Below are 24,472 nucleotides of genomic sequence, written 5' to 3' on the forward strand. Positions count from 1 at the left end.
TTTGCCGCCGGCTTCCTTCAGATTCCACCTCGCGATGGACACCCTTGCCTTAGGCTAATGGCTACTGCTACCTTCGCCGCTCGGGACTTCCACCCTATAGCCAGCGCCCATGCCGGGCGCACATAAATAAGCCGGCATGTTCGTAACATACCGGCTTGCTTATTGACCCTTCAGATCAAAACCTGCTTTTCGTTTTTGGCGCGTTGCCACTGTCCCTAACCGTCTATGGAAATATCCAGAGTGCCGCGTTAAAAAATCTCTTTCAAGACAACCGTTTGCTGTCTCTTAGGGCCAACGGCGACAAGGCTAACGGGAACCCCTGTCAATTCACTGATTTTCTCTACATATCTTTGGGCTTTTAGAGGCAGGTCCTCGTACGTCTTGCAACCATCGAGACCAGACTTCCACCCTTCCACCTCAACATATACGGGTTCGCAGTCCTTAAGAACCCGTAAGCTTTCCGGAAATTCCTCGATAATCTTGCCCTTGTGTTTGTAGGCTACGCAGATCTTAATGCGGTCGAAATCATCTAACACATCGAGCTTGGTCACCGCCAAATCGGTCAACCCGTTCAATCGGGTCGCATAGCGGAGGATAACCGCGTCCAGCCAGCCGCAACGTCTAGGGCGACCGGTAGTAGTTCCGAACTCAGCTCCACGAGCGCGAATATAGTCCCCGACTTCATTGGTCAACTCGGTAGGAAACGGTCCCTCTCCGACTCGGGTGGTATAAGCTTTTACCACTCCGAGAACCCGGGCGATACGGGTAGGTCCAACTCCCGCACCTACACACGCCCCCCCGGCCGTAGGATGCGAAGAAGTCACGTACGGATAAGTCCCGTGATCGATGTCAAGGAGTGTCCCTTGCGCGCCTTCCAGCAAAACCCTTTTCCCTTCGTTAATCGCGTTATTAACCAGGATCGATGTATCAACCACGTATTTGCGCAGTCGATCCATACAACCTTGAACCCGGTTCAACAGTTCCTCATAATCATAACCAGGGTCACCGTATACAGTCTGCAACACCCGGTTCTTTTCTCTAACCACCGCCTGAAACCGGTTGGGAAAATCGGGATCCAGAGCGTCTATCATGCGAAACCCAACCCGCTCGATCTTGTCGGCGTAAGCGGGGCCAATGCCCCTCTTGGTTGTCCCTAATTGCCTGCAACCTAGCTCTTGCAGTTCATCCAGTCTCTTATGATAAGGCATCAGTATATGCGCCCGGCTGCTGATCCTCAGATTGGAGGTGTCTACCCCTTGTTTTTCTAGGCGGTCTATTTCTTCTAGCAACAGTTCAAGGTCTAGAACTACTCCGTTTCCAATAACACAAACCTTATCTGGATACAGTATTCCCGAAGGAATTAAGTGGAGCATGAATTTTTTATCCCCGTCCACCACCGTATGCCCGGCGTTGCTTCCTCCCTGGTACCTTACTATCAAATCTGCCTTGCGAGCGAGAAAGTCTGTAACCTTGCCTTTCCCTTCGTCTCCCCACTGAGACCCCACCACAACTACCGCCGACAAGGTTCTTCACCCCCTTAACCAGAAAATGACAGGATCGCAGCACACTTTATGTTAGCAAAACCCGTTCTATGTGTCAACCGAAACCGGTTCTCCGTCGCTAGTCAGCCTGCAGCACAACAATTATATCAGCGGATATTGAAGGAAACAGCTTTATCTTTACCCGATACTCTCCTAAATGCTTTATAGGTTCCGAAATCTCTATTCTCTTCTTGTCCACGGTCACCCCGAATTCCTTCTGCAGAGTATCGCTTATATCCTTCGCAGTCACCGTACCGAAGAGTCGCCCCCCTTCTCCCGTCTTGACCTTGAGGGACAAGACCTGCCCATCTATACGTCCCTTTATGGTTTTGGCTTTTTCCTCTTCGCGTTCCAGCTTTCGGTCTTTCCGTTCCGATTTTTCCTTGAGTTCTCTTAATTTGACCGAGGTCGCTTCTACCGCTAATCCGCGGGGAATTAAGTAGTTTCTGGCATACCCATCTGATACCTCTTTTACATCTCCCTCTTTGCCCAGGTTCTTTACCTCTCGCAAAAGTACTACTTTCACAGGCGAAACCTCCTTCTCTCGGTCTAACCAAGCAGCAAAACCGGGTTCCAAGCGTAAAGATCTCCAGAGTGCCTTTACCTCTGGTTCTTGATGTCTCTGTTCAATCCAAGGTGCTTTTTATAGCTTTATTTTCCTCCAAATACTTGAGCAGTTCCGAGAGGTCTCCGTACCATTTTTCTACCTCATGGGCTTCGCTGATACTCAACCTTAGTTTCCCCTGAACCTTCCTGTCAACGTCCTTAAATGCAATCCCTAACCTTCGCCCCAAAATATACGTAGTTATGATTATCGTGGCCAGCGCATCGTTTATAGCTTCTTCGCCCCCTCGTGTCAGCGACTTAAACAAAGCAGCTACTGACTCTACCAACTCGGCTTTTAGCCATTCGATGACCCTGAGATTCTCGGCAATACTGATATCTCTGGTTCTTACCCCAACTCGGTAAACCTCCCCGCTTTCGCCCTCAGTTAATCTGCTATCCTCGGTTCGATATTACATACCCTTTTTCCTGCAAATAAACCGAAAAACTAGAACCCCTGAGGCTTTCCCCAGGGGTCCACTCTAGCAGTATTCGAGCCCTTATTCAGCGGTAAACGGAAGCAGCGCCATTTCCCTGGCCCTCTTAATGGCAGTGGTTAGGCGACGCTGGTGTTTAGCGCAATTCCCCGTAATCCGCCTCGGCAATATCTTCCCGCGCTCGGTTATATAACGGCGGAGGCGGGCTGCGTCCTTGTAGTCGATGTTCTCTATCTTTTCCGCACAGAAATTACACTGTTTTCTCTTCTTTTTTCGTTCTTTTTTCAACCCAATACCCCCTTTTTAAAAAGGAACCTCTTCCTCTGAATCGTCGATCAAGTCTATTTCATCCAAGTTCACTTCTTCCCCTAAAGACTCCCAGTCGTCACTCGCGCGGCCCCCAGCAGCCACCGGCGAGGTCCGCCCTTGCTGCCCGGCCCGGTCTAAAAATTTTACCGTGTCGGCTATTACCTCATAGGCACGGCGCTTCTGGCCTTCTTGGGTTTCATAACTACGTACCTGCAACCTTCCTTCTACTGCCACCAAGCGACCCTTTCCTAAATATTGGGCACAGGTTTCTCCCAGTTGTCTCCAGGCCACGATTTCTATAAAATCCGCTTTTCTTTCTCCACCCTGGTTAGCATAAGGACGATCCACCGCCAGGGTGAACCTGCTAACAGCAGTCCCGTTGGGCGTATACCTCATCTCTGGGTCGCGCGTAAGCCTCCCTATAAGTATCACACGGTTAAGCAAAGGTTCTCCCCCCTTAGCGTTCGTCCAATCGGAGAATGATATGGCGCAGAAAGTCCTCGGATATCTTCAGTACCCGGTCTAGTTCGCGGACTGTTTCAGGCTGGCCTTTGAAGTAACATACAACGTAGTATCCTTCGGTGAAATCCTCGATTTCGTACGCCAACCTTCGCTTGCCCCATCCTTCGGCCTCTCGCTCAAATTCTCCCCCTGTTGAGGCTATTATGGTTCTGACCCTCTCCTTGGCAGCTTCGATAGCCTCCGGCGTCAGATCTGGCCGCAAGATGTACATGAGCTCGTACGGGCGCATCTCTCCACCTCCTCCCTATGGTCTAGCGGCTCCAGGTCTACCCTGGAGCAGGGATTTCCTTGACATTATAACAGGAAAATCCGTCTAGTTCAAAAACCTAAGAAAAAAACATGTTCCTGGACTCGCTTGAAAACCGTGCTGGCTAAATCCATCCGCGATTGCTATCATGATATCAACAACATCCTGAAAGGAGTGCTGGCTTGTGCCCGATTACTCCGTTATCGATCACCCTGATATCCTCCAGTATCTGTTTTTCCCCCGTAAGGATAATGCTCCTGGCCCTCCTCATAGTTTTGACGTTTCGGTAAATGTAGACCCTGATGTTTTTGTTTCTTGTCGCTTCTACGTGGAATCTCGGGATCTCCCTTGGATCTTGTACTTCCATGGCAACGGAGAGGTTGTCAGCGACCACGACGATATCTCTCTGTTCTATAACCGCATCGGCCTTAATCTAGTGGTAGCCGACTACCGCGGTTACGGAGCCAGTACCGGCTCGCCAACGTTTTCTAATCTGGTTAAAGATGCTCATGCTATATGGGATGAGGTTCGGGCAACTTTTTCCCGCAGAGGTTACTCCGGTGGATTATGGGTAATGGGCAGGTCAATGGGAAGTGTGTCGGCCCTAGAACTAGCCAGTTCATACCCCGATCTCATCACGGGGTTTATCATCGAAAGCGGGTTTGCCAGCCCTACCCGGCTGATACGCCATCTAGGCTTGCCCGCACACAACATAGATTTAAATAAACTTGAAACGGAATGCCTGTCAATGATTCGGGATATCAGGCTTCCTGCGCTGATCATTCATGGGCAGCTAGATACACTAGTGCCGCTATCCGAAGCAAAGCTTTTGTTCGAGCAACTCGGGAGCTTGCAAAAAAAAATCGAGGTTATCCCGTATGCTGACCACAACAACATTATCTACGTAGGGCTGCAGTCTTACTTCAAAGCCATCTATGATTTCGTGTTTACCTCGCCTAAATAGTATTGCTTTGTCTTTGCTCACTTTGGGGCTTAGTCTCAAAGTCAGCTACAGTATTCCCCGTATGAGGAGATTCTGTAACTCAGATATCGGTTTTTCGATGACATGGGATTCCTGAAACAAGCCCTTAAGAACGGCTAGGCTTTCTCCGTTCTTTTTTCTTTTAAAACCTATTATGCAGAAATGTCGGTTACTACCCAAGGATCTGACGGTTACCAGATCCCCTACCCGAAATCGCTTGTCCTCCAAATACCTGACAATCATAGATTCTCCTCCCAAGGAACTGCCGTACTCCTTGGTACAGTATATGCCAATATTAGCCATCAAGTTCCTTTCCCTGCTGGCTCAACACCTTGAGAACATTTCGTTCAAACTTGGCTCTGGGGAGCATTACCTGTCGATTACACTTTTGGCAACGTATCTTGATGTCAGCTCCCAGTCGGGTAATCTCCCACTCATAGCTGCCGCACGGGTGCGGCTTTCTCATCCTTACGATGTCGCCTAGAGAAAAACGTTTGGGTTCCACCTTGTATTACCTCACTTCTAAACCGTAATCACCTTGTAAGCATTGGACAGCAAGTCTATTACGTTATACATATTGGTAACTGTGCCCACCATGAGTTTTTCTCTCACCCGGTAATAGTCGAGGCAAGCGTTACAAGAAAGAACCTCCACTCCTGATCTTTCCAATGTCATCAGGTATTCAACCACATCCGAACCCTCGATAGCCAAGAGAACCCCCGAATTGATCAAGACGATAGTCTTTACTACTCCTTCCCGCTGGCTCAAGTTGAACAAGAAGCTTCTCATCAGTTTTTTCCCCAGGTCTTCCTCCCCTCTTCCTAGAGTACGCCCGGTGACCAGCAATACCGCCTGCTCGACAGGCGAAAGAGAAGGGGTTAACACCCCCGGCAGATCGCGGGCATCGACTATCCTCTCCATTTCCTACCTTCCCCCTTTAACCTCCACCCTCGGGCTTTCAGACGGTATTGCTCGGCCAACCAAGAACAGCGGAAGACCTTCTCTATCTAACGCTCTCACAAGATCTGCCTTCCTGTCTTCTCCAACCGCTAGGAGCAACCCTCCTGATGTCTCGGGCGAATACATGAGATCTTTAATCTCCGAATCTATCCCTTCCTCAAACACGACCCGTTGCCCTAGGTATTCGCGGTTAGCGTAAGCCCCCCCAGGGATCAAGCCCACAGCCGCATACTCCCGAGCTCCGGTCATAAATCCCAGTTGGTCTGCATAAACCTCTATAGCCACCCCGCTGCCTTTTGCCATCTCAAACAAGTGTCCCACCAGGCCAAATCCGGTAACATCGGTACCGGCACTAACCCCCGCTGCTAACGCAGCATCCTTGGCGGCACGATTCAACGTAGTCATCCACTTGATACACTCGACCTGCACGCTCTTCTCTGCCATCTCGGCTTTGATCGCAGTAGCAATGACGCCAGAGCCGAGCGGCTTAGTCAGAAAAATGATATCTCCTGGTTTAACCGTATCGTTGCGAATAATCTGGTTAGGATGCACGATCCCCGTTACCGACAGCCCGTACTTCGGTTCGTTATCGTCTACCGAATGCCCTCCAACCAATACCGTTCCTGCTTCCTTGAGCTTATCTATCCCACCCCGAAGAATCTCCCGTAAGACTTCGATGTCTCCACAAGCCGGGAAACACACTATGTTCATGGCTGTCAAAGGCTGCCCTCCCATGGCGTAAACATCACTCAGAGCATTGGCGGCCGCTACTTGCCCGAACCAATAAGGATCGTCCACCATAGGAGTGAAGAAATCCACCGTCTGAACCAAAGCCAGGTCATCACGCAGAAGATATACTCCTGCATCGTCGAACTTTTCAAACCCCACCAGCAACCTGGGATCCGATGGACTGTATAAACCGTTTAAAATGCCGTCCAGAGCCCCCGGCTCTATCTTGGCCGCTCACCCAGCCGCTCGGACCATCTGAGTTAGTCTTGCTTCCCCGGCCATAACCCTACCTCCTTTCCCCTGTCCTTTCCCCCGACCGTTTTCTACCACCACGAGGGCTCGTAGGTTGGGTCCCCGGCCATAAGAAAGGCCTTGTATCCCTTGTAAGCGTGGTAGATATCGGCTTTGCTAGCCACTTCGAATGGAGAATGCATGGCCAGTAAGGCTACGCCGCAGTCCAACACTTCCATCCCGTAGCGAGCTAGATACTGTGCAACCGTGCCACCGCCGCCTTCATCCACCTTTCCCAATTCCCCTACCTGCCATACTACTCCATTAGCATCGAACAGTTGTCTAACCCATGCTACAAATTCCGGGTTAGCATCGTTGGCATCATACTTACCCTTAGAACCTGTATACTTGGTAATTACCACTCCACGTCCCAGAAAAGAATTGTTCATCTTCTCGAAGACCTGTTCGTAATTGGGGTCTACGGCTGCATTCACATCGGCCGAAAGAGCTCTGGACGATGCTAGTGCCCGTCTTACCGACAAATATTCGCGTTGCCCAACCCGGAACAACATTTCGGCTGCCAAGTTCTCGAGAAAATATGAGCGGAGTCCAGTGTTACCAGTGCTACCTATTTCTTCCTTGTCTGCGAAGATACACATTGCCGTCCTTGGGGGTTCTTCGACTTCCAGTATCGCCTTAAGTGAGGTATACACGCTAACCCTATCATCTTGCCCATAGCCCCCGACCATACTCCGGTCAAATCCAACGTCCCGCGCTCTAAATACGGGAACCGCTTCCAGCTCGGCACTGGCGAAGTCTTCCTCCTCAATCCCGTATTCCTGTCTGAGTCTCTTCAAAATAGCCGCTTTAATCGCTTCCTTCTCCGCTTCGCTTCCCGGGATGTTGCCTGCCAAAAGATTAAGTCCTTCACCGCTTACGGCCTCGCTCATCTTCTTTTCCATCTGTTCTCGGGCCAGATGTGGTAACAAGTCGGGGACGGTGAAAACAGGTTCACACTCTTGATCCCCCAATCTTACGATAAGTTTGGTTCCATTCTTTCTCACTACTATGCCGTGTAGAGCAAGAGGTATCGCTGTCCACTGGTATTTCTTAATTCCCCCATAGTAATGAGTTTTCAGCCAAACCATCCCGTCCTTCTCATACAGCGGCCGAGGCTTGAGGTCTAACCTAGGGGAATCCAAGTGGGAGGCTATGATATTGAAACCCTTCTCCAGTGGTTCCTGCCCAATCACGGCCACCGCCGCGATTTTCCCTTTTTGCTTAACATAGACCTTCTGTCCCGCTTTCAGAGTTTCACACTTACCCAAATCCAGAAAACCCTGTTCGCGCACTGCCCGTTCAATAAAGGTTGCGGTCTCTCGCTCGGTCTTGGCCCGGTTCAAAAACTCAATATACCCGGCTGCAAATTCGAATGCCCGACGCTTCTCTTCCTCTTCCATCGTGAGCCACGCATTCCCTAAAACCTCTTCTTTTTCTTGTGGCTGTCCCATTGCTATCCCTCCTTGAAGTTAATGTGCAGCTATTCTGTATTATTGTGTGGATCGGCAACCATTATAATACTCTGCATCAAAGCTTAACCTTTGCCCTTCATCGAACCCAGTTTTCTGAGCCTTTTACAATTCCTAAGAAAGCGTGTATAGGTTCTTTCCCGCCAGCCTTCGTTCTTTCTTTTAACAAGGCCGGGTAGGACAGGAATTTTGTCCTCATTGTAGCACTTTTTCCCTTCCGTTTGTACCGGAACATATAACTCATTCTCGCAACGCGCCTGCCAACCTGAACAAGTTTGTGAGTTCAGGGCCGGGCTGGTATTTGTTGACAATATTAGGTACAATAGAAACAGTAGAGGGAAGGGAATATACGAGCAACGTCGGGAGGCGGCTCTCCTTTATGTTTAGAGAAGAGTTTGAAGTGGCCTTGCATGCCCTCCTGCGGGCAACAAAGAAGGTTTATGGTGGCCGGCTTGTGTCGCTGGCAGTGTTCGGGTCCGTAGGACGCGGTACCCCTCGCCCGGATTCGGATATTGACCTTTTACTGGTGGCGGATGACATGCCGCGGGGACGGATGAAGAGAATGGCAGAGTTCGTTCGAGTGGAAGAGGAGATGAAAGCTTGTCTTCCGCAACTGAATCATATCTCCGTTGACTTATCCCCTGTATTGAAGGACAGAAACGAAGTCTTGGCTGGAAGCCTCCTTTTTTTGGACATGATCGAAGACGCCAGGATTCTCTACGACAAAGGAGGTTTTTTCACAAGTTTCCTGTGCAAGCAGAGAGAGCGGCTGGCCGAATTGGGAGCTCATAAACACTACCGTAAAGGGGCGTGGTACTGGGTGCTCAAGAAAGACTATAAACCAGGGGAGAAGGTAGAAATATGAACGCGGCCACGCTGGCTCAAAGCTACCTGATCAAAGCTACAAAAAGGCTGAAGATACTCGACGTACTGCTATCGGAAGAAGCTTACTCTGACGTGGTTCGGGAGGCTCAAGAGATAGTTGAGCTGGCTTTGAAAGGCATCTTGAGACAAATAGGGATAGACCCCCCCAAACAGCACGATGTAGGGTACCTTATCGTGGAGTACAAGGATCGCCTTCCCGATGAAGTCGAGGCTAACGCTGCTAAACTGGCCCGAATATCGAAGTGGTTGCGCAAAGAAAGAGAATTTGCCTTTTACGGCGATATAGACTTCATCCCGACGGAGGAATACTCAGTCCAGGACGCAATCACGGCCATCGAAGACGCTACCTTTACCGTAAAGATGGCTTCGCTGGTCATCGGCTACCCTGAAAAAAGAGGCGAGTAAAGTTCTAACGTTCATGCTCCAAAATTAAGACGCTGATTAACGCAGATTAACTTTACTGTATTTTCTGGAACACTCCCCAACGTGATGTAACACTGCTTTTATTCTCTAAAACGGTAACACCGCCAGGTGTCATGAGAGTCTGCGTAAATCCGTGTTTAACGAAAAAAATGGCGGAAGCGTGTGGGAATCGAACCCACCCACCGCAGGACCACTGCGGCGCAGACTGGATTTGAAGTCCAGGCGGCCCACCAGAACCGATCCGCTTCCACGATTTTTTACATCTCCTTTATCATTATATCGAAACCAACAAGTTTCTCAACGAAAATCAGCGTTTTACAAAGACTGACTTTATTTCGTACCCTCTGTGCTTAAGTTCTTCCAGTACTTCCTGCGGATCCTCGGTGTCGATGCGCAGAATTAGATTATAATCACCGCGAGCCAGGTCAGGGTAAAGCACGATATTTTCTATGTTAATGCTTTTCGAGGCTATGATGCTTGATATCTCGGCCACGACTCCAACCCTATCCTCTACCTTCATGTCAATACGGGTGCCTTTGCGGTAGACTCCGAGCATGTCAATCAGCGCATCGAATATGTTTGTCTCCGTGATTATCCCTACCAGTTTTCCGTTTTCCATCACCGGGATGCCGCCAACCTTGTGGGCGCGCATGAGGCGGGCTGCTTCTTCGATGAAAGTGTCCGGGCTGACGGTTATTACCTGGCTGTTCCTGGGAAGGATGTCTTTTATCTTGGTCTTGGCTAGAAGATAGTTGATTTCGAAAACACTCAGGGACGTTGCAGGCGATGGAGAAACCTCGCTCAGGTCCCTCTCGGTGACGATTCCTACCAACTTCCCCCGGTTCATGACTGGTAGACGCCTTATACTGTGATCCCTCATCAACTGCATGGCCTCAGCTACGGTCGTATCTAGAGCAATGACGATCGGGTTGGGAGTCATTTTGTCTTTGACCTTCACTGTGCAACCCCTCCTTGTCTAGGCTCACGCCTTTTCATCCTCCTAGGTAAGCTTTTTTCACCTCTTCGCTCTCCATAAGGTCCCTCGCAGCTCCTTCAAGGACTATTTCTCCGGTTTCCAAAACATAAGCCTTATCGGCAATTGATAATGCCATATGCGCGTTTTGTTCGACCAAGAGAATGGTAGTTCCCTGGGAATTGATATCTTTGATGATATCGAAAATCTCCCTCACCAAAAGTGGAGCCAGACCCATTGAAGGTTCATCCAGCAACATAAGCCGTGGCCTAGCCATTAAGGCCCGGCCAATGGCCAGCATCTGCTGTTCCCCCCCGCTCAAAGTCCCAGCAATCTGTTTCTTTCGCTCCTCAAGGCGTGGAAACCTGGAAAAAACCATTTCCATATCTGTCTTTATACCTTGTTTGTCCTTGCGTAGATAAGCTCCCATTTCCAGGTTCTCCAAAACCGACATTGAAGGGAATATCCTTCGCCCCTCCGGTACCTGGCAAATCCCCAGCCCCACTATCGCCTGTGGAGGAAGCTTAGTTATATCGCGGTTTTCAAATATCACAGATCCTGATCTGGGATGCAAGATTCCGGATATGGTCTTCAAGGTCGTGGTCTTTCCTGCACCGTTTGCTCCTATAAGGGTTACTATGGCTCCTGCTTCAACCTCCAGAGACACGTTCTTTAGCGCATGAATGGCCCCATAGTAAACATTGATATTGTCTATACGCAACATCTAAACCACTTCCTCTCCCAGGTAAGCTTCGATAACGCGAGGGTTGTTCTTAATCTCTTCAGGTCTGCCTTCGGCAATTGTACGCCCATAGTCCAAAACCAGGATTCTTTCACACAAGCCCATAACCAGGGACATATCGTGTTCGATTAGCAATATGGTTAACTTAAATTCATCCCGCAAGCTGAGAATCAGCTTCATGAGTTCCTGGGTTTCCTGAGGATTCATCCCCGCTGCAGGTTCGTCTAATATCAACAATTTTGGATTCGTGGCCAGGGCTCTCGCTATCTCCAGTCGGCGTTGGTCTCCGTAAGGAAGGTTTTTGGCTAATTCATCCTTCTTTTCTAGCAAACCCAACAACTCTAGGTATTCGGAAGCCTTTTTGTCCATCCACCCCTCGCCACGTATAAAGACCGGAAAGCGCAGCACTGCCGCAGGCAGTGAATAAGGAACGTCTTTGTGAAAGGAAATTCTCACATTGTCGATAACTGAAAGCCCCCCGAACAACCTGATGTTCTGAAAGGTCCTCGCAATACCAGTTCGACATATGTCGTGAGGCTTCCTACCTACAAGCGATCTTCCCTCCATCATGATCGAGCCCCGGTCAGGACGATACACGCCGGTTACGAGGTTGAAGACCGTAGTCTTGCCTGCTCCGTTAGGACCGATCAAGCCTACTAGTTCCCCTTGTTCAATCATCATGTTGAAGTCCACCAGAGCGCTAAGACCCCCAAACGACTTATAGAGGTTCTTCACTTCGAGTAGTGCCACGGTCCTCACCCCTCACTCTGCGGAAGATCCGAAGCGATATTTCTTTGTTCCCCATCAAGCCCTGGGGCCGGTAGATCATGGTTACGATCAAGACTACCGAGTATATCACCATTCGGATCTCCGGAAAACTCTGGAGGCCAGCTGACAGTATCGTAAGGAATACGGCCGCCAATACGGCTCCTGTGGTGCTGCCTAAGCCTCCCAGCACCACCATGACCAGAACGTCAAATGACCGGAAAAAGCTGAACGTCCCGGGTTGAATGATAAAGAAGTAGTGGGCATATAAAGCACCGGCCAAGCCGGCAAAAAAAGCCCCTACTGTGAAAGCGAGTATTTTATATTTGGTGGTATCCACTCCCATCATCTCTGCCGCGACCTCGTTCTCCCGCACGGCCAAACACGCCCTACCATAACTGGAATTTATCAGGTTTTGGATAAACAACAAGGTCACTAACACGGAAAAAAAGAGCCACGTCCAATTGGTTAACTGGGCTATTCCGATTAGCCCGGCCGCGCCCCCGACGTAATCGATGTTCAAAAGCACAACCCTCACTATCTCCCCGAACCCTAGAGTAGCGATAGCCAGGTAGTCGCCTTTCAAGCGGAGGGTAGGGACGCCTATTAAAACGCCTGCTACTCCCGCAGCAATACAGCCGCTCAGCACTGCCACCGGCAACGAGTATCCCAGCTTGGTCGTCATAACAGCCGCCACATAAGCCCCTACTGCCATGAACCCAGCGTGACCCAAGGATAGCTGCCCGGTAAAGCCGGTTATAAGATTCAAGCTCACTGCTAAAATGATGTTTATCCCTATCATAAACAGGTTAATCTGGTAATAAACATCCATCAACTGAGCGTTGATAAGATACTGTACCAGGAAAAACATGGCTACCAATAAAACTGAAATTGATAAGTATGCGCTCCAATTAGGCTTCGACTTATCCAAACTCTATCACCTACACTTTTTCCCCTTCATCCTTGCCAAATATGCCGGCAGGTTTGACAAGCAGGATAATAATGAGAACCGCAAACGCAACTGCATCCCTGTATAAGCTGCTCCCGTAACCGCTCACCAGTGATTCGAGCACCCCCATGAGAAAGCCACCAACCATAGCCCCTGGGATAATACCAATGCCTCCTAAAACCGCTGCTACGAAAGCCTTAAGCCCTGGCACTATCCCCATCAGTGGATCAATGGTGTTGTAGTATACTCCCACCATCACACCCGCCGCAGCGGCTAGAGCCGAACCTATAGCAAAAGTAAAGGATATGGTTTTGTCTACATCGATTCCCATCAACATCGCTGCTTCCTGATTCTGGGAAACGGCCCTCATTGCTTTACCGATCTTCGTTCTTTTGACGATATACTGCAAAAATAACATCAAGATCACCGCACTGACCAAAACGAAGACGTCTCGATTTGTAATCACCAACTTGTTGGAGAAGAAATAAAAGTATCTTTCGGGAAAGGTTCCGGCCGGAAATGAACGCTGCTGGGGAGTCAAGAGCCAGATAGTACCGTATTCAAGAAACAGGGAAACCCCGATGGCAGTTATCAATGCCGCTATACGGGTAGAGTTCCGCAAAGGCTTGTAAGCTAGTTTTTCGATAACCACTCCCAGAACAGCACAACACGCCATGGCCATAACCATAGCCGGGAAAACACCAGTACCCAGAGCGGTTATAGAAAAAAAGCCTATAAAAGCCCCGACCATCATCACATCGCCGTGAGCAAAGTTAATCAGGTTGATTATTCCGTAGACCATGGTGTAACCGAGCGCGATCAAAGCGTATATTGACCCGAGTGATATTCCGTTTACCAGTTGCTGCAGGAATTCATACAATACATTTCCCCTCCGACTTCCGTCTCCAGTGTAGGTGCTAGGCGATGCAGACTCTAAGGCAATTTAAGATTTGCGTTCTTCTGCGTCTCTTCTAACTTGAACAGAGGAAGGGGGAAAACCCCTTCCTCTGTTCGTTTCATAACTAGGGCTGGATCTTTGTCTTAACCACCTGTTTCCCGTCAACCATCTCGATCAGCACTGCCGACTTCACCGGATTGTGCAGCTCGTCCATCGAAAACGTCCCGGTCACGCCCGAGAAATCCTTGGTAGCAGCCAGGGCTTCTTTTATTTTGACCCCGTCGGTACTGCCGGCCCGCTTGATAGCATCCACTAGCAGATAGGCACTGTCGTAACCCAAAGCAGCGAAGGCGTCTGGGGTAGTCTTGTAGGCGGCTTCATACGCCTTGACAAACTTCACCACTTTGGGGTCCTTATCCGCAGACGAGTAATGATTGGTAAAGAAGGTGTTGTTTAACGCCTTAGCCCCGGCAATGTTCACCAGTTCGGCAGAATCCCAGCCGTCCCCACCCAGGATAGGCACAGTTATCCCTAATTCACGAGCTTGTTTGATTATCAAACCGGCCTCGTTATAGTACCCTGGTACATAGATTACATCCGGTACCTTATTCTTGATCTTAGTAAGGGTGGCTTTGAAGTCTTTGTCGTTCTTTACATAGCCTTCTTCAGCTACAATGGTACCGCCTTTACCAACAAATGCTTCCTTAAAAGCCTTAGCCAACCCTTTTGAGTAGTCGGTGCTCGTGTCCATCAGAATGGCCGCTTTTTTCGCCTTCAAGGTATCATAGGCGTAATTGCCCATTAATCCGCCCTGGAAGGGATCAATAAAGCATGTGCGGAAGACAAATTCCTTAGTCTTTCCGGTTTTTTCATCTACTGTCGCCGCCATCGCGGTAGCTGCGGGAGCTATAAGCGGTATCTTGTTTTTCGAAGCAATCGGCTCAGCTCCTAGGACACTGCCTGTTACCAGCGGTCCGATCAAAGCCACTACTTTTTGTCCTACAAGCCTCGCCGCAACGTTGGTAGCTTCCGCGCTGTCCGACTTGCAATCCATTATGACATAGTCGATAGTCCGTCCGTCAACTCCCCCGGCCTTGTTAATCTCGTCAAAGGCCAGGACCACGCCGTTTCTACAGTTAGTCCCGTAAGAAGCTACTCCGCCTGACAACTCCACATTAACTCCTACTTTGATGGGCTCTTTGGTCTCGGTAGGAGCCTTTGGCGTTTCCGTCTGGTTCTCTGTAGTCTTGGACTGGCACCCAGCCACAATGCTAACCACAAATACCAGTAACAATAACACCGCCAGCCTTTTACTGACTTTCATCCTTCTTCCCTCCTATGTTTTGTACTGAGCAATCCGCCCTGCATTCTTAGTGTCCCGTTCCCCCTCCTTTCCTTTTTCCCAGACTCATCAAGAAGCTTGTACCTCCCAGCGTCCGCAGCGATCACCCCAACGCGCCACGAGTTCTTCTCCTTCGTAAAACTGTACTACTTCGCATAGGTTGGAGCAACCCTTGCATTCAAAACTGGTCGTTCTAAAACTGACATCACCAATTCTGAACCCCTTAAAAGCCGTTTTTCTCTTCCTGGCAACCGCCTCTTTGGCCAACAAAGCGGCACCGACTGCTCCCATCACGTCATAGTTCTCCGGTACAATGACTTCCATGCCCAAGTATTTCTCAAATGCTTTGACCAATCCTCGGTTGGCGGCAACTCCTCCTTGGAACAACACCGGGGGAAGTATTTCCTTACCCTTTCCCACGTTGTTAAGGTAATTGCGAACCAATGCCTCGCACAAGCCGGCAATTATGTCTTCTGTATTGTACCCCAATTGTTGTTTGTGAATCATGTCCGATTCGGCAAACACCGCGCACCTACCCGCAATCCGCACCGGATTCTTGGCCTTCAAAGCGAAGTCGCCGAACTCTTCAATCGGTATCCTGAGCCTTGCCGCTTGTTGATCCAGAAAAGAGCCTGTACCTGCTGCACAGACCGTGTTCATGGCAAAATCGATGACTACCCCATCACGCAGGATGATTATCTTAGAATCCTGTCCCCCTATTTCTATTATGGTCTGCACCTCCGGATTTACCGCCAAGGCAGCTACAGCGTGAGCCGTTATTTCATTCTTAACAATGTCAGCGCCGATTATCATGCTGCTCAGATAGCGAGCACTGCCGGTCGTTCCCGAGCCAACAATCGTCACTTCTTTCTCTACCTCTTCGCCGACAAGGCTTACGCCTCTTTGAACCGTCTCAATAGGTCTGCCATTGGTACGCAAGTACTGCCTGGCCAAAACCGAACCATCTTCTCCTACCACTACCACGTTGGTGCTAACGGATCCCACGTCTACTCCTAGATATCCCTTGATCATAGCCCTCTTTCCCTTCATCCCGCTAACTCCCCTGCCTGCATTCGTCTTCTTTCCCTTCTTTTCTGTAAAAGGTCGATAAAAGCTTCTATTCGTGTCTGGATACCGGCTTTGCCGGTCTGCTCGTCGATAAAGAACGTCAATACCGGTATGTCCAATTCCCGGCTAACCCGCGGTAGGATACTCTTAGCCACTACTTCTGGAATACAGGCAAAAGGCGCGAGTTGTATGACCCCATCAAAACCACGACGGGCGTACAACACCGTTTCGCCTATACTGTTGGTTCCATGTCCCCCAATAGGCGCTTCATTGAGATAGGGACGAGCTAAAGCGAAGAGTTCCCGGTCCGGCGTACGAATCGTGTTTCGACCACAATAACCTGTTATGTAAATGGAACGGTCGATTTCTACCCCAGCTTCACCGAGCATTATCTGCAGGTAATGGTTAGCCGCCGGTTCTAAAACGACATATATCTCGCCAATTATACCCACTTTCAACGGATCCCGGCTCGGATCTTGACTCACCGAATTCAGCAGCAGCATCCCTTCATTTCGGGCTTCGGCTATTGTCTGAAAAGTAGAAGCTTGATCTATCATCTCTAATGCTTTCCAAAGGGTCCGAGTAGTCTCCCCCCGGTTTATCTCATAGGGTCGAACCTTGAACGACAGCATCTCCAGGTCATCAATGGCTTTCAGCTTCTCCCAGGTGATGTGCAAGGCTCGAATAAACTCCTTAAATGACTTCCCCCCGGTTTTCCAGACCAGCTTGAGTTTGTTCCAAAAATCGCCTATGTGGTGCAATGGTGGTTCGAATCCTATGACCTTGAGGTTGACCCCCAGGTCAGCGAGCAAATTCTGGTGCATAACCCAGTAATATCCTGCCCGACACGGACCTACTCCGCCCGAAGTTATAACCAGTTCCGCCCCCATTTCCGCCACTTCCAGGTAGGTCCCCAGAAGTATTTTGAAAGGAATACAGGCGAACTCAGGTGCGTATCTAACCCCAAGGTCGAGGGTCCGTTTGCTGGGTTCTGGCGGAACCACACACTCGTGCCCGATGTTCTCTATTAACCATTTGAAAGCAATGTATGAATACCCCATCCGGGGAAAGCTAATCTTCATTTTTTGCCCTCCGGTAGCGCAACATGTCCACAAAGGCTTCTATCCGAGTCCGTATCCCGGCTTCACCGGTATGCTCGTCCACCATAATCGACATGAACGGGATCTGTCCGCGTTTCTTGGCCTCCAGTTCCATTAAACGATCAACCATAGCATCAGGTCCACAAGCAAATGCGGTCACGTGAATCACTCCGTCAACTTCTTTTCTCCCCATAAAATGAAGAGCTCCTTCCAGAGCGCGGTTTGAAAAAAACCAAAAAAGGTGTTTGGGGAAACCCCGAACTGCAACCTTGAGCTTGTGCCACGACAGCATATCCTGGGTATATACAGCCACGTTTTCGCGGCGCAATATGTCCAGTAGCCCAACGTTGAGAAACGTGTCGTATATCAAATAGGGGTACCCGACCACTGCCACACGAAATTCTGGCTGTAACTTTTGGAACGCCGCCAACGTAGAGGTAGAATCGAATACTATCTCCATCGCTTCTTCCGGCATGAGTCCTCTCAGCAACAATCGCTGAAACCGTTTTTGCACCATTTGAGCCCGGGCTAAAGCCCACCATACCTTGCTTCTCGACGCCCCCAAAATCTTACCAATTTCCATACCTACCCTTACTATTTCACGCCAACCTCTCTTCAGATCAATACGCGTGTCAATAATATCGGGGAGATTACTGACCGAGGCCTTTAACATATCCGGAAGCCCAAGAAACTTCGGACAAAAAGTTTCTGTTCCAAAGTCTCCGAATTTTCTCAGCGAGACCAGCCTGGGAGCAAATATATAATCTACTTGTCCGATTAAGCTCTTAACATGGCCGTGAAAGACCTTGATAGGGATACAGGCCTCACTCACCGCCTCTTTCATTCCTTCATCGAGTATCAGTTTGGAAGTCGGAGGAGATGTCACAACCTCATGCCCCAACGAACCGAAAAATTCCCTGCAGAAAGGGAAATAAAGAAAATAAGCCAGGGTTCTCGGTATACCAATTCTTGCCATAACTGCCTCCTAGACTCCATGAACCATATAAAACCTTGAGAAGTCTCTTCTACATCCAACAGGCCGATTCCTTTTTCCATGGCAGGGAGAGCCTATTTAAACCTTACCCTCACGTCGCCTACCCGCTTGGTGAACCGGATCCGGTCGTAGTATTCCATAAGCGGCAAAGTGTACTTTCGGGAGCTGTTGAAAAGATCCCGAGCGGTCGCAAGCCCCAGCTCGCGGTTGGTTTGAAAATACTCCTCTAAAATTTTCTTACCCTGTTCTATCGCCTCGGCCGAAAAGTAGGTGTTGTCCGAGGCTTTGACCAACTTGCCTTGCTCCAAGAGATAGCCAAAAACCTCGTTAAATTCTTCCTGCTCCAGTCTTACTAAAGCCGTCAGTTCTTTTACCTCCGGGGGAGAAAAAGGCTGCTTGCCAAACTCCTGCAAAATCAAGTCTACCGCCTTCTGCTGGTCGACCGTAGGAGTCGGGTAGTGCTCGGGCAAGGCTACGTAGTTAGCTTCTGTTTTAATAAACCCTCTTCGTTCCATCAACTGCATCAAGGCTCCGGCTACCTTAGCTTGATAATTCTTGAACAGCCGGGTCCGCAATTCCTCCCGTGGATACCCGCGGCGCAAAGGATGACGAAGATGAAAATCCGCCAACACTTGCCGTGTCTGCTGTGCCATTTGTTCTAATCTATTGCGAGTCAGATAAAACTCCCTTCCCTCTATCTCTACCTTTTCAACCCTGGCCTCCTCCAGCAGAGTAGCCAGCCCCCGACGGACTTCTTGTTCATCTTCTCCTACTTCTCGCGCCAGGTCGGCCACGTCGAGGACGGCGTCGGGGCTAGATTCTAACTCCTGTGTAATTACTTCAAGGATACTCCCTTCTTCTTTCACCGCCAGCTGAGCCAAAACGTCCTCTCTAAACCTTTTTTGCTTAGGGGGGTGCGGATCTATAACTTTTCCACCACCTATAGTGGTTACAGGAGAATAGAAACGCACCACAAATCGGTCTTGCTGGTACGCGACTATCGGTTTTTCTAGCACTATCTGAGCATAGGTTTCCTGCCCAGGAAAAAGCTCATCTCTGTCCAGCAACACTATCCGACCGAGAGCTTCGTCTGTGCCCAAGTGGAAACGGATACGAGTCCAGTTCTTGACCTTCCAGGGGCTGGAACTAAGCAGACGGAACACCGTATCTACGCGATATGAAGGTCTTAGAAAACCTGGTGTTGCCAAGACATAGCCTCGTCTCATCTCCTCTACTTCTATTCCCTGGAGGTTGGCCGCTACTCGCTGCCCTGCCAATGCCTTCTCCACTTTTTGCCCGTGGACCTGGAGGTTGCGTACCCGGACCTGTTTAAGTGAAGGGAGTATCTCGAGCGTATCCCCAACCCTAATCTCTCCTGACCACAACGTACCCGTGACAACCGTTCCAAAACCAGTCATCGTGAACACCCTGTCTACGGGAAGACGAACCTTGCCTACAACCGGCTTACCGGAAACATCTTTTGCCATCTCCTCCAGTGTCTTCAAGAGTTCCGGTATCCCTTCCCCGGTTACAGACGAGACAGGAATTATGGGGGCCTCCTTAAGAACAGTCTTGTCCAGGTACTCTTGCACCTCTTCTTCCACCAGCATCAGCCAATCCTCATCTACCAAATCCTTCTTGGTAATAGCTACCACTCCGCGCTCTATTCCAAGCAATTCAATAATATCCAGGTGTTCGCGGGTTTGGGGCATAACCCCTTCGTCGGCGGCTATGACTAGAATGATCAGGTCTACCCCTGAGGCCCCGGCCAGCATTTGTCGTATAAACCTTTCGTGACCGGGAACATCCACTATGCCAGCCCTCTGCCCATTAGGAAAATCCAGGGGGGCAAATCCGAGCTCTATCGAAATCCCGCGCTGTTTTTCTTCTTTCAAGCGGTCTGTGTCAACCCCCGTTAAAGCTTTCACCAGGGTTGTCTTGCCATGGTCGATGTGCCCGGCGGTGCCTATGATGATTCTTTGCAAGTACCCCTCACCCTTTCACTATCTCCCGTATTCTAGTAGCTATTAGGTCATAATCGCCCTCCAGTAAAGTGCGAACACTAAAGAGCATAGCGTTATCGCGGAGTCTGGTTAAAATTGCCGGCTCACCGAGTCTAAGAGCTCTGGCAATATTTGTTAAAGCCCCATCGTCAAAAACAACCTCTACGGCAAACCCGGGCAGCCCGTGGGTTGGATAAGCGCCCCCACCAACCCGATCCTCGGTACTCACCACCTGAATAGTCTTGACCGGGCTGGTCGCCCCGATACTTTCTGTCAGAATCCCGCACAGCCGCTGGGCCCGGTCGTGCAACGTGTCCTCATCAACCGTCAACATCTGCAAAGTAGGAATAGTCCGGTTGGGCTTCCCCGCTAAGTACTCGACCAGGGTAGCCTCTAAGGCCGCGATCGTGAGTTTATCCACCCTAAGAGCACGCGTCAATTGGTTCCGTTTCATAGCTTCCACGTGCTGTCGCTTCCCCACAATGATACCGGCCTGGGGCCCCCCCAGCAGTTTGTCACCGCTGAAGGTAACGACGTCAGCCCCTCGGGCAATACATTCTTTCACCGTCGGTTCCCCTGGCAGTCCCCATTCTTTTAGGTCACACAACACGCCGCTCCCCAAGTCTTGAACTACGGGAAGACCAGTTTTCCTACCTAGTTCCGCCAGCTCTTCTAAGGTCACCTCAGAAGTAAACCCAAGGATACGGTAGTTGGAAGGATGCACAGTTAGAAGCAAGGCTGTGTTCTCGTCGATTGCCTCTTCGTAATCCCTGAGGTACGTCTTATTGGTAGTGCCAACCTCTACCAACCTGGCTCCGCTGGCTTTCATCACTTCAGGGATTCGAAACGAACCCCCTATTTCTACCAGTTGCCCGCGCGATACAATCACGTCACGACCATTCGCCATCGTGTTCAACACCAGCAATACTGCGGCTGCATTGTTGTTAACCACTAAAGCGGCTTCGGCCCCGGTTATATTGATAAGCAAGTCCTCCACATGGACATACCGCGACCCTCTTTCTCCCGTGTCCAGGTCGATTTCCAGATTCACGTATGCCCCCGCAATCTCGGTCAGGTATTGCACCGCCGGGGGTGCCAGCAAAGCCCTTCCCAGATTCGTGTGCAAGACAACCCCGGTTGCGTTGATTACTTTGTTGAGCGTGGGCTTGGTGACTCGATTTAGCTCTTGTTGAAGTTTAGTCACGACCATATCCGTAATCTCGAGTCGTGACAGGGAGACATTGTCGTTGCGAAGCATGGTTCTCGTGTTTTCCACTACTTCGCGTAGTTTCTTCACAACCAGTTCCCGCGAGACGGACTCTTCTATTTTCTTGACCCTCGGATCTAACAAAATCTCATCGATGGCCGGTATGTTGCGTAGAGTGTTCATAGAAAACCGTTCCCCCTCTTCACGAGACTACCCAAACATTGCCGCAACAGCCGGAATGTTCTGTTCCCGTCATAATCCTGAGCTCCTTCTTGCTCCTTATCCCTTCTGTATATCTGGACTACTTAATACCTTAACAAACCGGTATATGACCCCGGCCATAATCGATATTCCCAACAAACCGAACAAAGGATAAACCGTCCCGACCAGGGAGGCGAAGCTGCGAAACGATAAAGGTAGAGCCGTCGTCATTATCAGACAGAGGCTGGCGCTATACGGTATCCCTGTCAAGTCCGACACCCGTTGAGCCAGGCCGTAGCCATTGGCTAGAGCCGTTGTCAAAATCCCTATCCATAAAACGCAGACGTATGCCAATTTGGCCCCGGTCCCAACTTGTCCAGCTATGAGTAGCATCGGAACCTCATAGTGCAAAACCGCGGGACTGAAATTTGATAAAGCCAGGTAATAAATACAAAGCATAAGCCCCAGGCCGAGGCCCCCGCCAATAGCCCCGGCTGTTCCGTTCCTCATGTTAACCAGCGGCTGGTACTCGGGCAAGACCGCAGTTGCCAACGCAAAATTATAGGCAACGTACAAAACCGCCGCCATCGCCCAATACTGATAGCCGAACAAGAGCGCATATGCCGCCGGTATCTGGGCATAGTTTTTTATCCCGAACGCTCCACAACCTGCTATTGATAATAATAGCAGAATTTTAATTGGAACTAAAAGATTGTAGGAAAATACCAACCCTCGCACCCCCCCTGCTAACAACAGGATGGTTGCTAGATAGGTCAGTCCGATGCCCAGCGTTTTGTTAAGGTAGAGGTGTTCATAGAAGACAGCCCCGCTGGCAGAGAACATGGTACAAACGCCCAAGAACAAAAAGAGAGAAAAAAGCGTGTCGGTCAGCTTTCCCCACCTTGGCCCGAAAAGCGTTCTTATCACGCGTTGATATCCGTTTATTCTGGATCTATGGCAAATATAGAATAACAGGGCACCCATGGCGGCAAAAAGGGCTCCTGACAAGAGCACACCGTAAAGCCCGTACCTGTCAAACACAACAAAGAACTGGACTATCTCCTGCCCGGAGGCAAAGCCTGCCCCTACCACCGCCCCGATGTAGCCCATGGCGACCGCCCACGCTTGCCTATTGAATCCCCTCACCCCGTTTCCAAGTTCCGTTTATAGAAAATATATCTTCATCACACGCTATAAATGCCGAATAAATGGGTGGGAAAAAGGCAACAATCTGGAAAAACGGGCGCGTGGAATTATGGAATGGCGGAAGATGACGCGTGGTAGGCGAATAATTCAAACTTTCATTGAACCTGTGTTAGAAGTCCCCTTGGCGGGGACCGTAGCTGACCCTGGGATAGGGTATTCTTGGCATTTTGAGGATTCTTTATGTGCCGCGCATATTAGGGACGCGTATCTTCGACTTACCCTCGAACTAAACCCGCGCTTACGCAGAGAAGTGGTTATTCTGTGTATCGGAACGGATCGATCCACGGGAGACAGCTTGGGACCCTTGGTTGGAACCAGGCTAGTTGGACTTGGTATCCCTGGCGCGTTCGTGTACGGAACTCTTGCTTCTCCCGTACATGCGACCAATCTCGTTCAAACCCTGGCCGACGTCAATGCTCGCCATGTCGACCCTTTCGTGGTAGCTTTGGATGCTTGTTTGGGAAGAACAGACCGGGTCGGCTACATCAACGTGCGTCCCGGCCAAATCTATCCTGGCAGTGCAGTAAAAAAAGAACTCCCACCGGTTGGTGAACTGCACATCTCTGGTGTTGTAAATGTGGCTGGTTTTCTGGAACACCTGGTCCTGCAGAATACTCGTCTTCATCTAGTATACCAAATGGCGGAGGTTATTGCGGTTGGCCTATGGCAGGCTCACCGTTCCCTCTTTCCCTGCGGTGTTTGAAGACGGCGTGGCGGGCAAAAACAGAAGCTGGGGCCCCAATCTGTCTTCCCCTGTGCTGTATGAGGCGCAAAGAATTTCCTCAGATTGCCTGTAGCAAGCTTATCACTTCTTGGTCGCTTGTTGCCGAAAAATCCTCGTAAAACTGGCCCACTGCGTAGAAAACTGAGGGAACGTGCAAGCAGAACACGTCGTCGGCAAGTCTCTTGAGGGAGCTGTAGGTATCGGGAGCTGCTACCGGAGTTGCCACTGCTATGTAGCTAGCTCCCTGACGGCGGAGGTATGCAATTGCGGCTCTTACGGTAAATCCCGTTGCTATGCCGTCATCGACGAGGAGAACCCTTTTCCCTTCCATGGACAGAGCGGGCCGCCCGCCCCGGTATGCGGTTAGTCGCCAGTTTATCTCCTGGTGGACATGCTTAGCCGCTTGTTCGAACTGGTTTTTGTCGAGGTGTAGAAACATTAGTAGGTTCTCATCGACCAGTATTTCTCCGTCGGGCGTCACTGCTCCTATGGCATACTCGGGGTCGGAAGGAGACCCTATCTTGCGAGCGATCACTACGTCTAGCGGACAACCATATTTCTGAGCGATAGGATAGGCTACTACTACACCTCCGCGAGGTATTCCCAGTACCAAATCGAAGTCTGCTTCCTTTTCCCTCAGAAATTCTGCTAATTGCTCGCCGGCTTCCTTTCGATTTCGGAACATCTTTGCCCCCTGGTTCGCAAAAGTTTACAACACCTAACAATAAGTTAGATTTTATAAACCGGCCTCCCCATGACCAGGCTTTCACCTCCATTTGAAATATTTCCTGGGGTGACAGGGAGACCTCGGCCCCGGGAGTCCCACCCGGACGGAAAAACAGCGCTTTATGGGCGCAAAACACGGACATATGGAAAACCACGGGGTTTCCGTCTTGCGTTGA

The 24,472-nt window shown here is 50.1% G+C and carries 28 protein-coding genes and 1 tRNA gene; 4 read left to right on the forward strand and 25 right to left on the reverse strand.

Features of this window, described 5'->3' with window-relative positions:
* Positions 1–248: 248 nt before the first annotated feature.
* From HPY90_RS11240 to rpsF, 6 genes are all read right to left on the reverse strand, one after another.
* Positions 249–1,523 (reverse strand): adenylosuccinate synthase, encoded by a 1,275-nt coding sequence (locus tag HPY90_RS11240; RefSeq protein ID WP_287194524.1) that lies wholly within the window; start codon positions 1,521–1,523, stop codon positions 249–251.
* Between the two features lie 97 nt (positions 1,524–1,620).
* Positions 1,621–2,067: a 50S ribosomal protein L9 gene (gene rplI, locus HPY90_RS11245; RefSeq protein WP_287194526.1), complete on the reverse strand. Its 447-nt coding sequence runs from the start codon at positions 2,065–2,067 to the stop codon at positions 1,621–1,623.
* A gap of 100 nt (positions 2,068–2,167) precedes the next feature.
* A complete protein-coding gene (locus tag HPY90_RS11250; RefSeq protein WP_041433103.1) occupies positions 2,168–2,482 on the reverse strand; it encodes a MazG-like family protein in 315 nt (104 codons plus the stop codon).
* 162 nt (positions 2,483–2,644) lie between these two features.
* Complete coding sequence (gene rpsR / locus HPY90_RS11255) at positions 2,645–2,869, reverse strand: 30S ribosomal protein S18 (RefSeq protein WP_013176485.1); 225 nt, start codon at positions 2,867–2,869, stop codon at positions 2,645–2,647.
* A gap of 15 nt (positions 2,870–2,884) precedes the next feature.
* Positions 2,885–3,334 carry a single-stranded DNA-binding protein gene (locus tag HPY90_RS11260; protein WP_287194527.1) on the reverse strand — a complete coding sequence of 150 codons (450 nt, stop codon included), beginning with the start codon at positions 3,332–3,334 and terminating at the stop codon, positions 2,885–2,887.
* 13 nt (positions 3,335–3,347) lie between these two features.
* Positions 3,348–3,641 (reverse strand): 30S ribosomal protein S6, encoded by a 294-nt coding sequence (gene rpsF, locus HPY90_RS11265; protein WP_013176487.1) that lies wholly within the window; start codon positions 3,639–3,641, stop codon positions 3,348–3,350.
* A gap of 202 nt (positions 3,642–3,843) precedes the next feature.
* Between rpsF and HPY90_RS11270 the strand changes: the two genes are divergently transcribed.
* Positions 3,844–4,623, forward strand: a complete 780-nt coding sequence (locus HPY90_RS11270) for an alpha/beta hydrolase (protein WP_287194530.1) — start codon at positions 3,844–3,846, stop codon at positions 4,621–4,623.
* A 45-nt stretch (positions 4,624–4,668) separates the two neighbouring features.
* On the opposite strand, the gene HPY90_RS11275 is transcribed toward HPY90_RS11270, so the two are convergent.
* Genes HPY90_RS11275 through HPY90_RS11295 form a run of 5 tightly spaced genes read right to left on the reverse strand, consistent with a single transcriptional unit; the run spans position 4,669 to position 8,072 of the window.
* Positions 4,669–4,944: a hypothetical protein gene (locus HPY90_RS11275; RefSeq protein WP_287194532.1), complete on the reverse strand. Its 276-nt coding sequence runs from the start codon at positions 4,942–4,944 to the stop codon at positions 4,669–4,671.
* Positions 4,937–5,146 carry a DUF951 domain-containing protein gene (locus tag HPY90_RS11280; protein WP_013176490.1) on the reverse strand — a complete coding sequence of 70 codons (210 nt, stop codon included), beginning with the start codon at positions 5,144–5,146 and terminating at the stop codon, positions 4,937–4,939. Before HPY90_RS11280 ends, HPY90_RS11275 begins: the two co-directional genes overlap by 8 nt.
* Before the next feature lie 17 nt (positions 5,147–5,163).
* Positions 5,164–5,562, reverse strand: a complete 399-nt coding sequence (gene yedF, locus HPY90_RS11285; protein ID WP_287194535.1) for a sulfurtransferase-like selenium metabolism protein YedF — start codon at positions 5,560–5,562, stop codon at positions 5,164–5,166.
* 3 nt (positions 5,563–5,565) lie between these two features.
* Positions 5,566–6,612 carry a selenide, water dikinase SelD gene (gene selD / locus HPY90_RS11290; protein WP_287194536.1) on the reverse strand — a complete coding sequence of 349 codons (1,047 nt, stop codon included), beginning with the start codon at positions 6,610–6,612 and terminating at the stop codon, positions 5,566–5,568.
* 41 nt (positions 6,613–6,653) lie between these two features.
* Entirely contained in the window at positions 6,654–8,072 is a 1,419-nt protein-coding gene (locus tag HPY90_RS11295; RefSeq protein WP_287194538.1) for an aminopeptidase, read from the reverse strand.
* A 397-nt stretch (positions 8,073–8,469) separates the two neighbouring features.
* On the opposite strand from HPY90_RS11295, the gene HPY90_RS11300 reads away from it, so the two are divergent.
* Together HPY90_RS11300 and HPY90_RS11305 are read left to right on the forward strand one after the other, a co-directional pair.
* Positions 8,470–8,955, forward strand: a complete 486-nt coding sequence (locus HPY90_RS11300; RefSeq protein ID WP_287194540.1) for a nucleotidyltransferase family protein — start codon at positions 8,470–8,472, stop codon at positions 8,953–8,955.
* Positions 8,952–9,380, forward strand: coding sequence for a HEPN domain-containing protein (locus HPY90_RS11305; protein ID WP_287194542.1), 429 nt, complete (start codon positions 8,952–8,954; stop codon positions 9,378–9,380). The genes HPY90_RS11300 and HPY90_RS11305 overlap by 4 nt, the downstream gene beginning before the upstream one ends.
* A 168-nt stretch (positions 9,381–9,548) precedes the next feature.
* On the opposite strand, the gene HPY90_RS11310 is transcribed toward HPY90_RS11305, so the two are convergent.
* The 13 genes from HPY90_RS11310 to HPY90_RS11370 all read right to left on the reverse strand — a co-directional run bounded on the left by HPY90_RS11310 (position 9,549) and on the right by HPY90_RS11370 (position 22,786).
* Positions 9,549–9,647: transfer RNA gene (locus HPY90_RS11310), tRNA-Sec, on the reverse strand.
* 58 nt (positions 9,648–9,705) lie between these two features.
* On the reverse strand, positions 9,706–10,356 hold the full coding sequence (locus tag HPY90_RS11315) for a CBS and ACT domain-containing protein (RefSeq protein WP_287194543.1): 651 nt from the start codon (positions 10,354–10,356) through the stop codon (positions 9,706–9,708).
* Positions 10,357–10,390: 34 nt separating this feature from the next.
* On the reverse strand, positions 10,391–11,095 hold the full coding sequence (locus HPY90_RS11320; RefSeq protein ID WP_287194545.1) for an ABC transporter ATP-binding protein: 705 nt from the start codon (positions 11,093–11,095) through the stop codon (positions 10,391–10,393).
* Positions 11,096–11,863 carry an ABC transporter ATP-binding protein gene (locus HPY90_RS11325; protein ID WP_287194547.1) on the reverse strand — a complete coding sequence of 256 codons (768 nt, stop codon included), beginning with the start codon at positions 11,861–11,863 and terminating at the stop codon, positions 11,096–11,098. It abuts the gene before it with no gap.
* The gene (locus tag HPY90_RS11330; protein ID WP_287194548.1) at positions 11,832–12,809 is read right to left on the reverse strand and encodes a branched-chain amino acid ABC transporter permease; all 978 of its coding nucleotides are present in this window, start codon (positions 12,807–12,809) and stop codon (positions 11,832–11,834) included. The genes HPY90_RS11325 and HPY90_RS11330 overlap by 32 nt, the downstream gene beginning before the upstream one ends.
* A gap of 10 nt (positions 12,810–12,819) precedes the next feature.
* On the reverse strand, positions 12,820–13,707 hold the full coding sequence (locus tag HPY90_RS11335; protein WP_013176499.1) for a branched-chain amino acid ABC transporter permease: 888 nt from the start codon (positions 13,705–13,707) through the stop codon (positions 12,820–12,822).
* Between the two features lie 142 nt (positions 13,708–13,849).
* Positions 13,850–15,049 carry an ABC transporter substrate-binding protein gene (locus HPY90_RS11340; RefSeq protein WP_287194550.1) on the reverse strand — a complete coding sequence of 400 codons (1,200 nt, stop codon included), beginning with the start codon at positions 15,047–15,049 and terminating at the stop codon, positions 13,850–13,852.
* An 87-nt stretch (positions 15,050–15,136) separates the two neighbouring features.
* A complete protein-coding gene (locus tag HPY90_RS11345) occupies positions 15,137–16,117 on the reverse strand; it encodes an acyl-CoA dehydratase activase (protein WP_287194552.1) in 981 nt (326 codons plus the stop codon).
* A complete protein-coding gene (locus tag HPY90_RS11350; RefSeq protein WP_287194553.1) occupies positions 16,114–17,217 on the reverse strand; it encodes a CoA protein activase in 1,104 nt (367 codons plus the stop codon). Before HPY90_RS11350 ends, HPY90_RS11345 begins: the two co-directional genes overlap by 4 nt.
* Positions 17,207–18,211 carry an acyl-CoA dehydratase activase-related protein gene (locus tag HPY90_RS11355; protein WP_287194554.1) on the reverse strand — a complete coding sequence of 335 codons (1,005 nt, stop codon included), beginning with the start codon at positions 18,209–18,211 and terminating at the stop codon, positions 17,207–17,209. The genes HPY90_RS11350 and HPY90_RS11355 overlap by 11 nt, the downstream gene beginning before the upstream one ends.
* A gap of 92 nt (positions 18,212–18,303) precedes the next feature.
* Positions 18,304–20,214, reverse strand: coding sequence for a selenocysteine-specific translation elongation factor (selB, locus tag HPY90_RS11360; RefSeq protein WP_287194556.1), 1,911 nt, complete (start codon positions 20,212–20,214; stop codon positions 18,304–18,306).
* Positions 20,215–20,221: 7 nt separating this feature from the next.
* Positions 20,222–21,622, reverse strand: coding sequence for an L-seryl-tRNA(Sec) selenium transferase (gene selA, locus HPY90_RS11365; protein WP_287194558.1), 1,401 nt, complete (start codon positions 21,620–21,622; stop codon positions 20,222–20,224).
* 96 nt (positions 21,623–21,718) lie between these two features.
* On the reverse strand, positions 21,719–22,786 hold the full coding sequence (locus tag HPY90_RS11370) for a YkvI family membrane protein (RefSeq protein ID WP_287194560.1): 1,068 nt from the start codon (positions 22,784–22,786) through the stop codon (positions 21,719–21,721).
* A gap of 109 nt (positions 22,787–22,895) precedes the next feature.
* Here HPY90_RS11370 and yyaC point away from each other — a divergent pair, with 109 nt between their 5' ends.
* A complete protein-coding gene (gene yyaC, locus HPY90_RS11375; protein WP_287194561.1) occupies positions 22,896–23,549 on the forward strand; it encodes a spore protease YyaC in 654 nt (217 codons plus the stop codon).
* A 79-nt stretch (positions 23,550–23,628) separates the two neighbouring features.
* On the opposite strand, the gene HPY90_RS11380 is transcribed toward yyaC, so the two are convergent.
* A complete protein-coding gene (locus tag HPY90_RS11380; RefSeq protein ID WP_287194563.1) occupies positions 23,629–24,255 on the reverse strand; it encodes a phosphoribosyltransferase in 627 nt (208 codons plus the stop codon).
* Between the last annotated feature and the right edge of the window lie 217 nt (positions 24,256–24,472).

This window comes from Syntrophothermus sp. (assembly GCF_013314835.1).
GTDB classification, from domain to species: Bacteria; Bacillota; Syntrophomonadia; order Syntrophomonadales; family Syntrophothermaceae; genus Syntrophothermus; species Syntrophothermus lipocalidus.

What these genes read in the sequence shown, in the direction of transcription:
- rpsF (WP_013176487.1), bottom strand. Translation starts at nt 3,641, where the DNA reads ATGCGCCCGTACGAGCTCATGTACATCTTGCGGCCAGATCTGACGCCG.
- HPY90_RS11275 (WP_287194532.1), bottom strand. Translation starts at nt 4,944, where the DNA reads ATGGCTAATATTGGCATATACTGTACCAAGGAGTACGGCAGTTCCTTG.
- yedF (WP_287194535.1), bottom strand. Translation starts at nt 5,562, where the DNA reads ATGGAGAGGATAGTCGATGCCCGCGATCTGCCGGGGGTGTTAACCCCT.
- HPY90_RS11295 (WP_287194538.1), bottom strand. Translation starts at nt 8,072, where the DNA reads ATGGGACAGCCACAAGAAAAAGAAGAGGTTTTAGGGAATGCGTGGCTC.
- HPY90_RS11300 (WP_287194540.1), top strand. Translation starts at nt 8,470, where the DNA reads ATGTTTAGAGAAGAGTTTGAAGTGGCCTTGCATGCCCTCCTGCGGGCA.
- HPY90_RS11305 (WP_287194542.1), top strand. Translation starts at nt 8,952, where the DNA reads ATGAACGCGGCCACGCTGGCTCAAAGCTACCTGATCAAAGCTACAAAA.
- HPY90_RS11320 (WP_287194545.1), bottom strand. Translation starts at nt 11,095, where the DNA reads ATGTTGCGTATAGACAATATCAATGTTTACTATGGGGCCATTCATGCG.
- HPY90_RS11340 (WP_287194550.1), bottom strand. Translation starts at nt 15,049, where the DNA reads ATGAAAGTCAGTAAAAGGCTGGCGGTGTTATTGTTACTGGTATTTGTG.
- HPY90_RS11345 (WP_287194552.1), bottom strand. Translation starts at nt 16,117, where the DNA reads ATGAAGGGAAAGAGGGCTATGATCAAGGGATATCTAGGAGTAGACGTG.
- HPY90_RS11350 (WP_287194553.1), bottom strand. Translation starts at nt 17,217, where the DNA reads ATGAAGATTAGCTTTCCCCGGATGGGGTATTCATACATTGCTTTCAAA.
- HPY90_RS11355 (WP_287194554.1), bottom strand. Translation starts at nt 18,211, where the DNA reads ATGGCAAGAATTGGTATACCGAGAACCCTGGCTTATTTTCTTTATTTC.
- selA (WP_287194558.1), bottom strand. Translation starts at nt 21,622, where the DNA reads ATGAACACTCTACGCAACATACCGGCCATCGATGAGATTTTGTTAGAT.
- yyaC (WP_287194561.1), top strand. Translation starts at nt 22,896, where the DNA reads ATGGAATGGCGGAAGATGACGCGTGGTAGGCGAATAATTCAAACTTTC.
- HPY90_RS11380 (WP_287194563.1), bottom strand. Translation starts at nt 24,255, where the DNA reads ATGTTCCGAAATCGAAAGGAAGCCGGCGAGCAATTAGCAGAATTTCTG.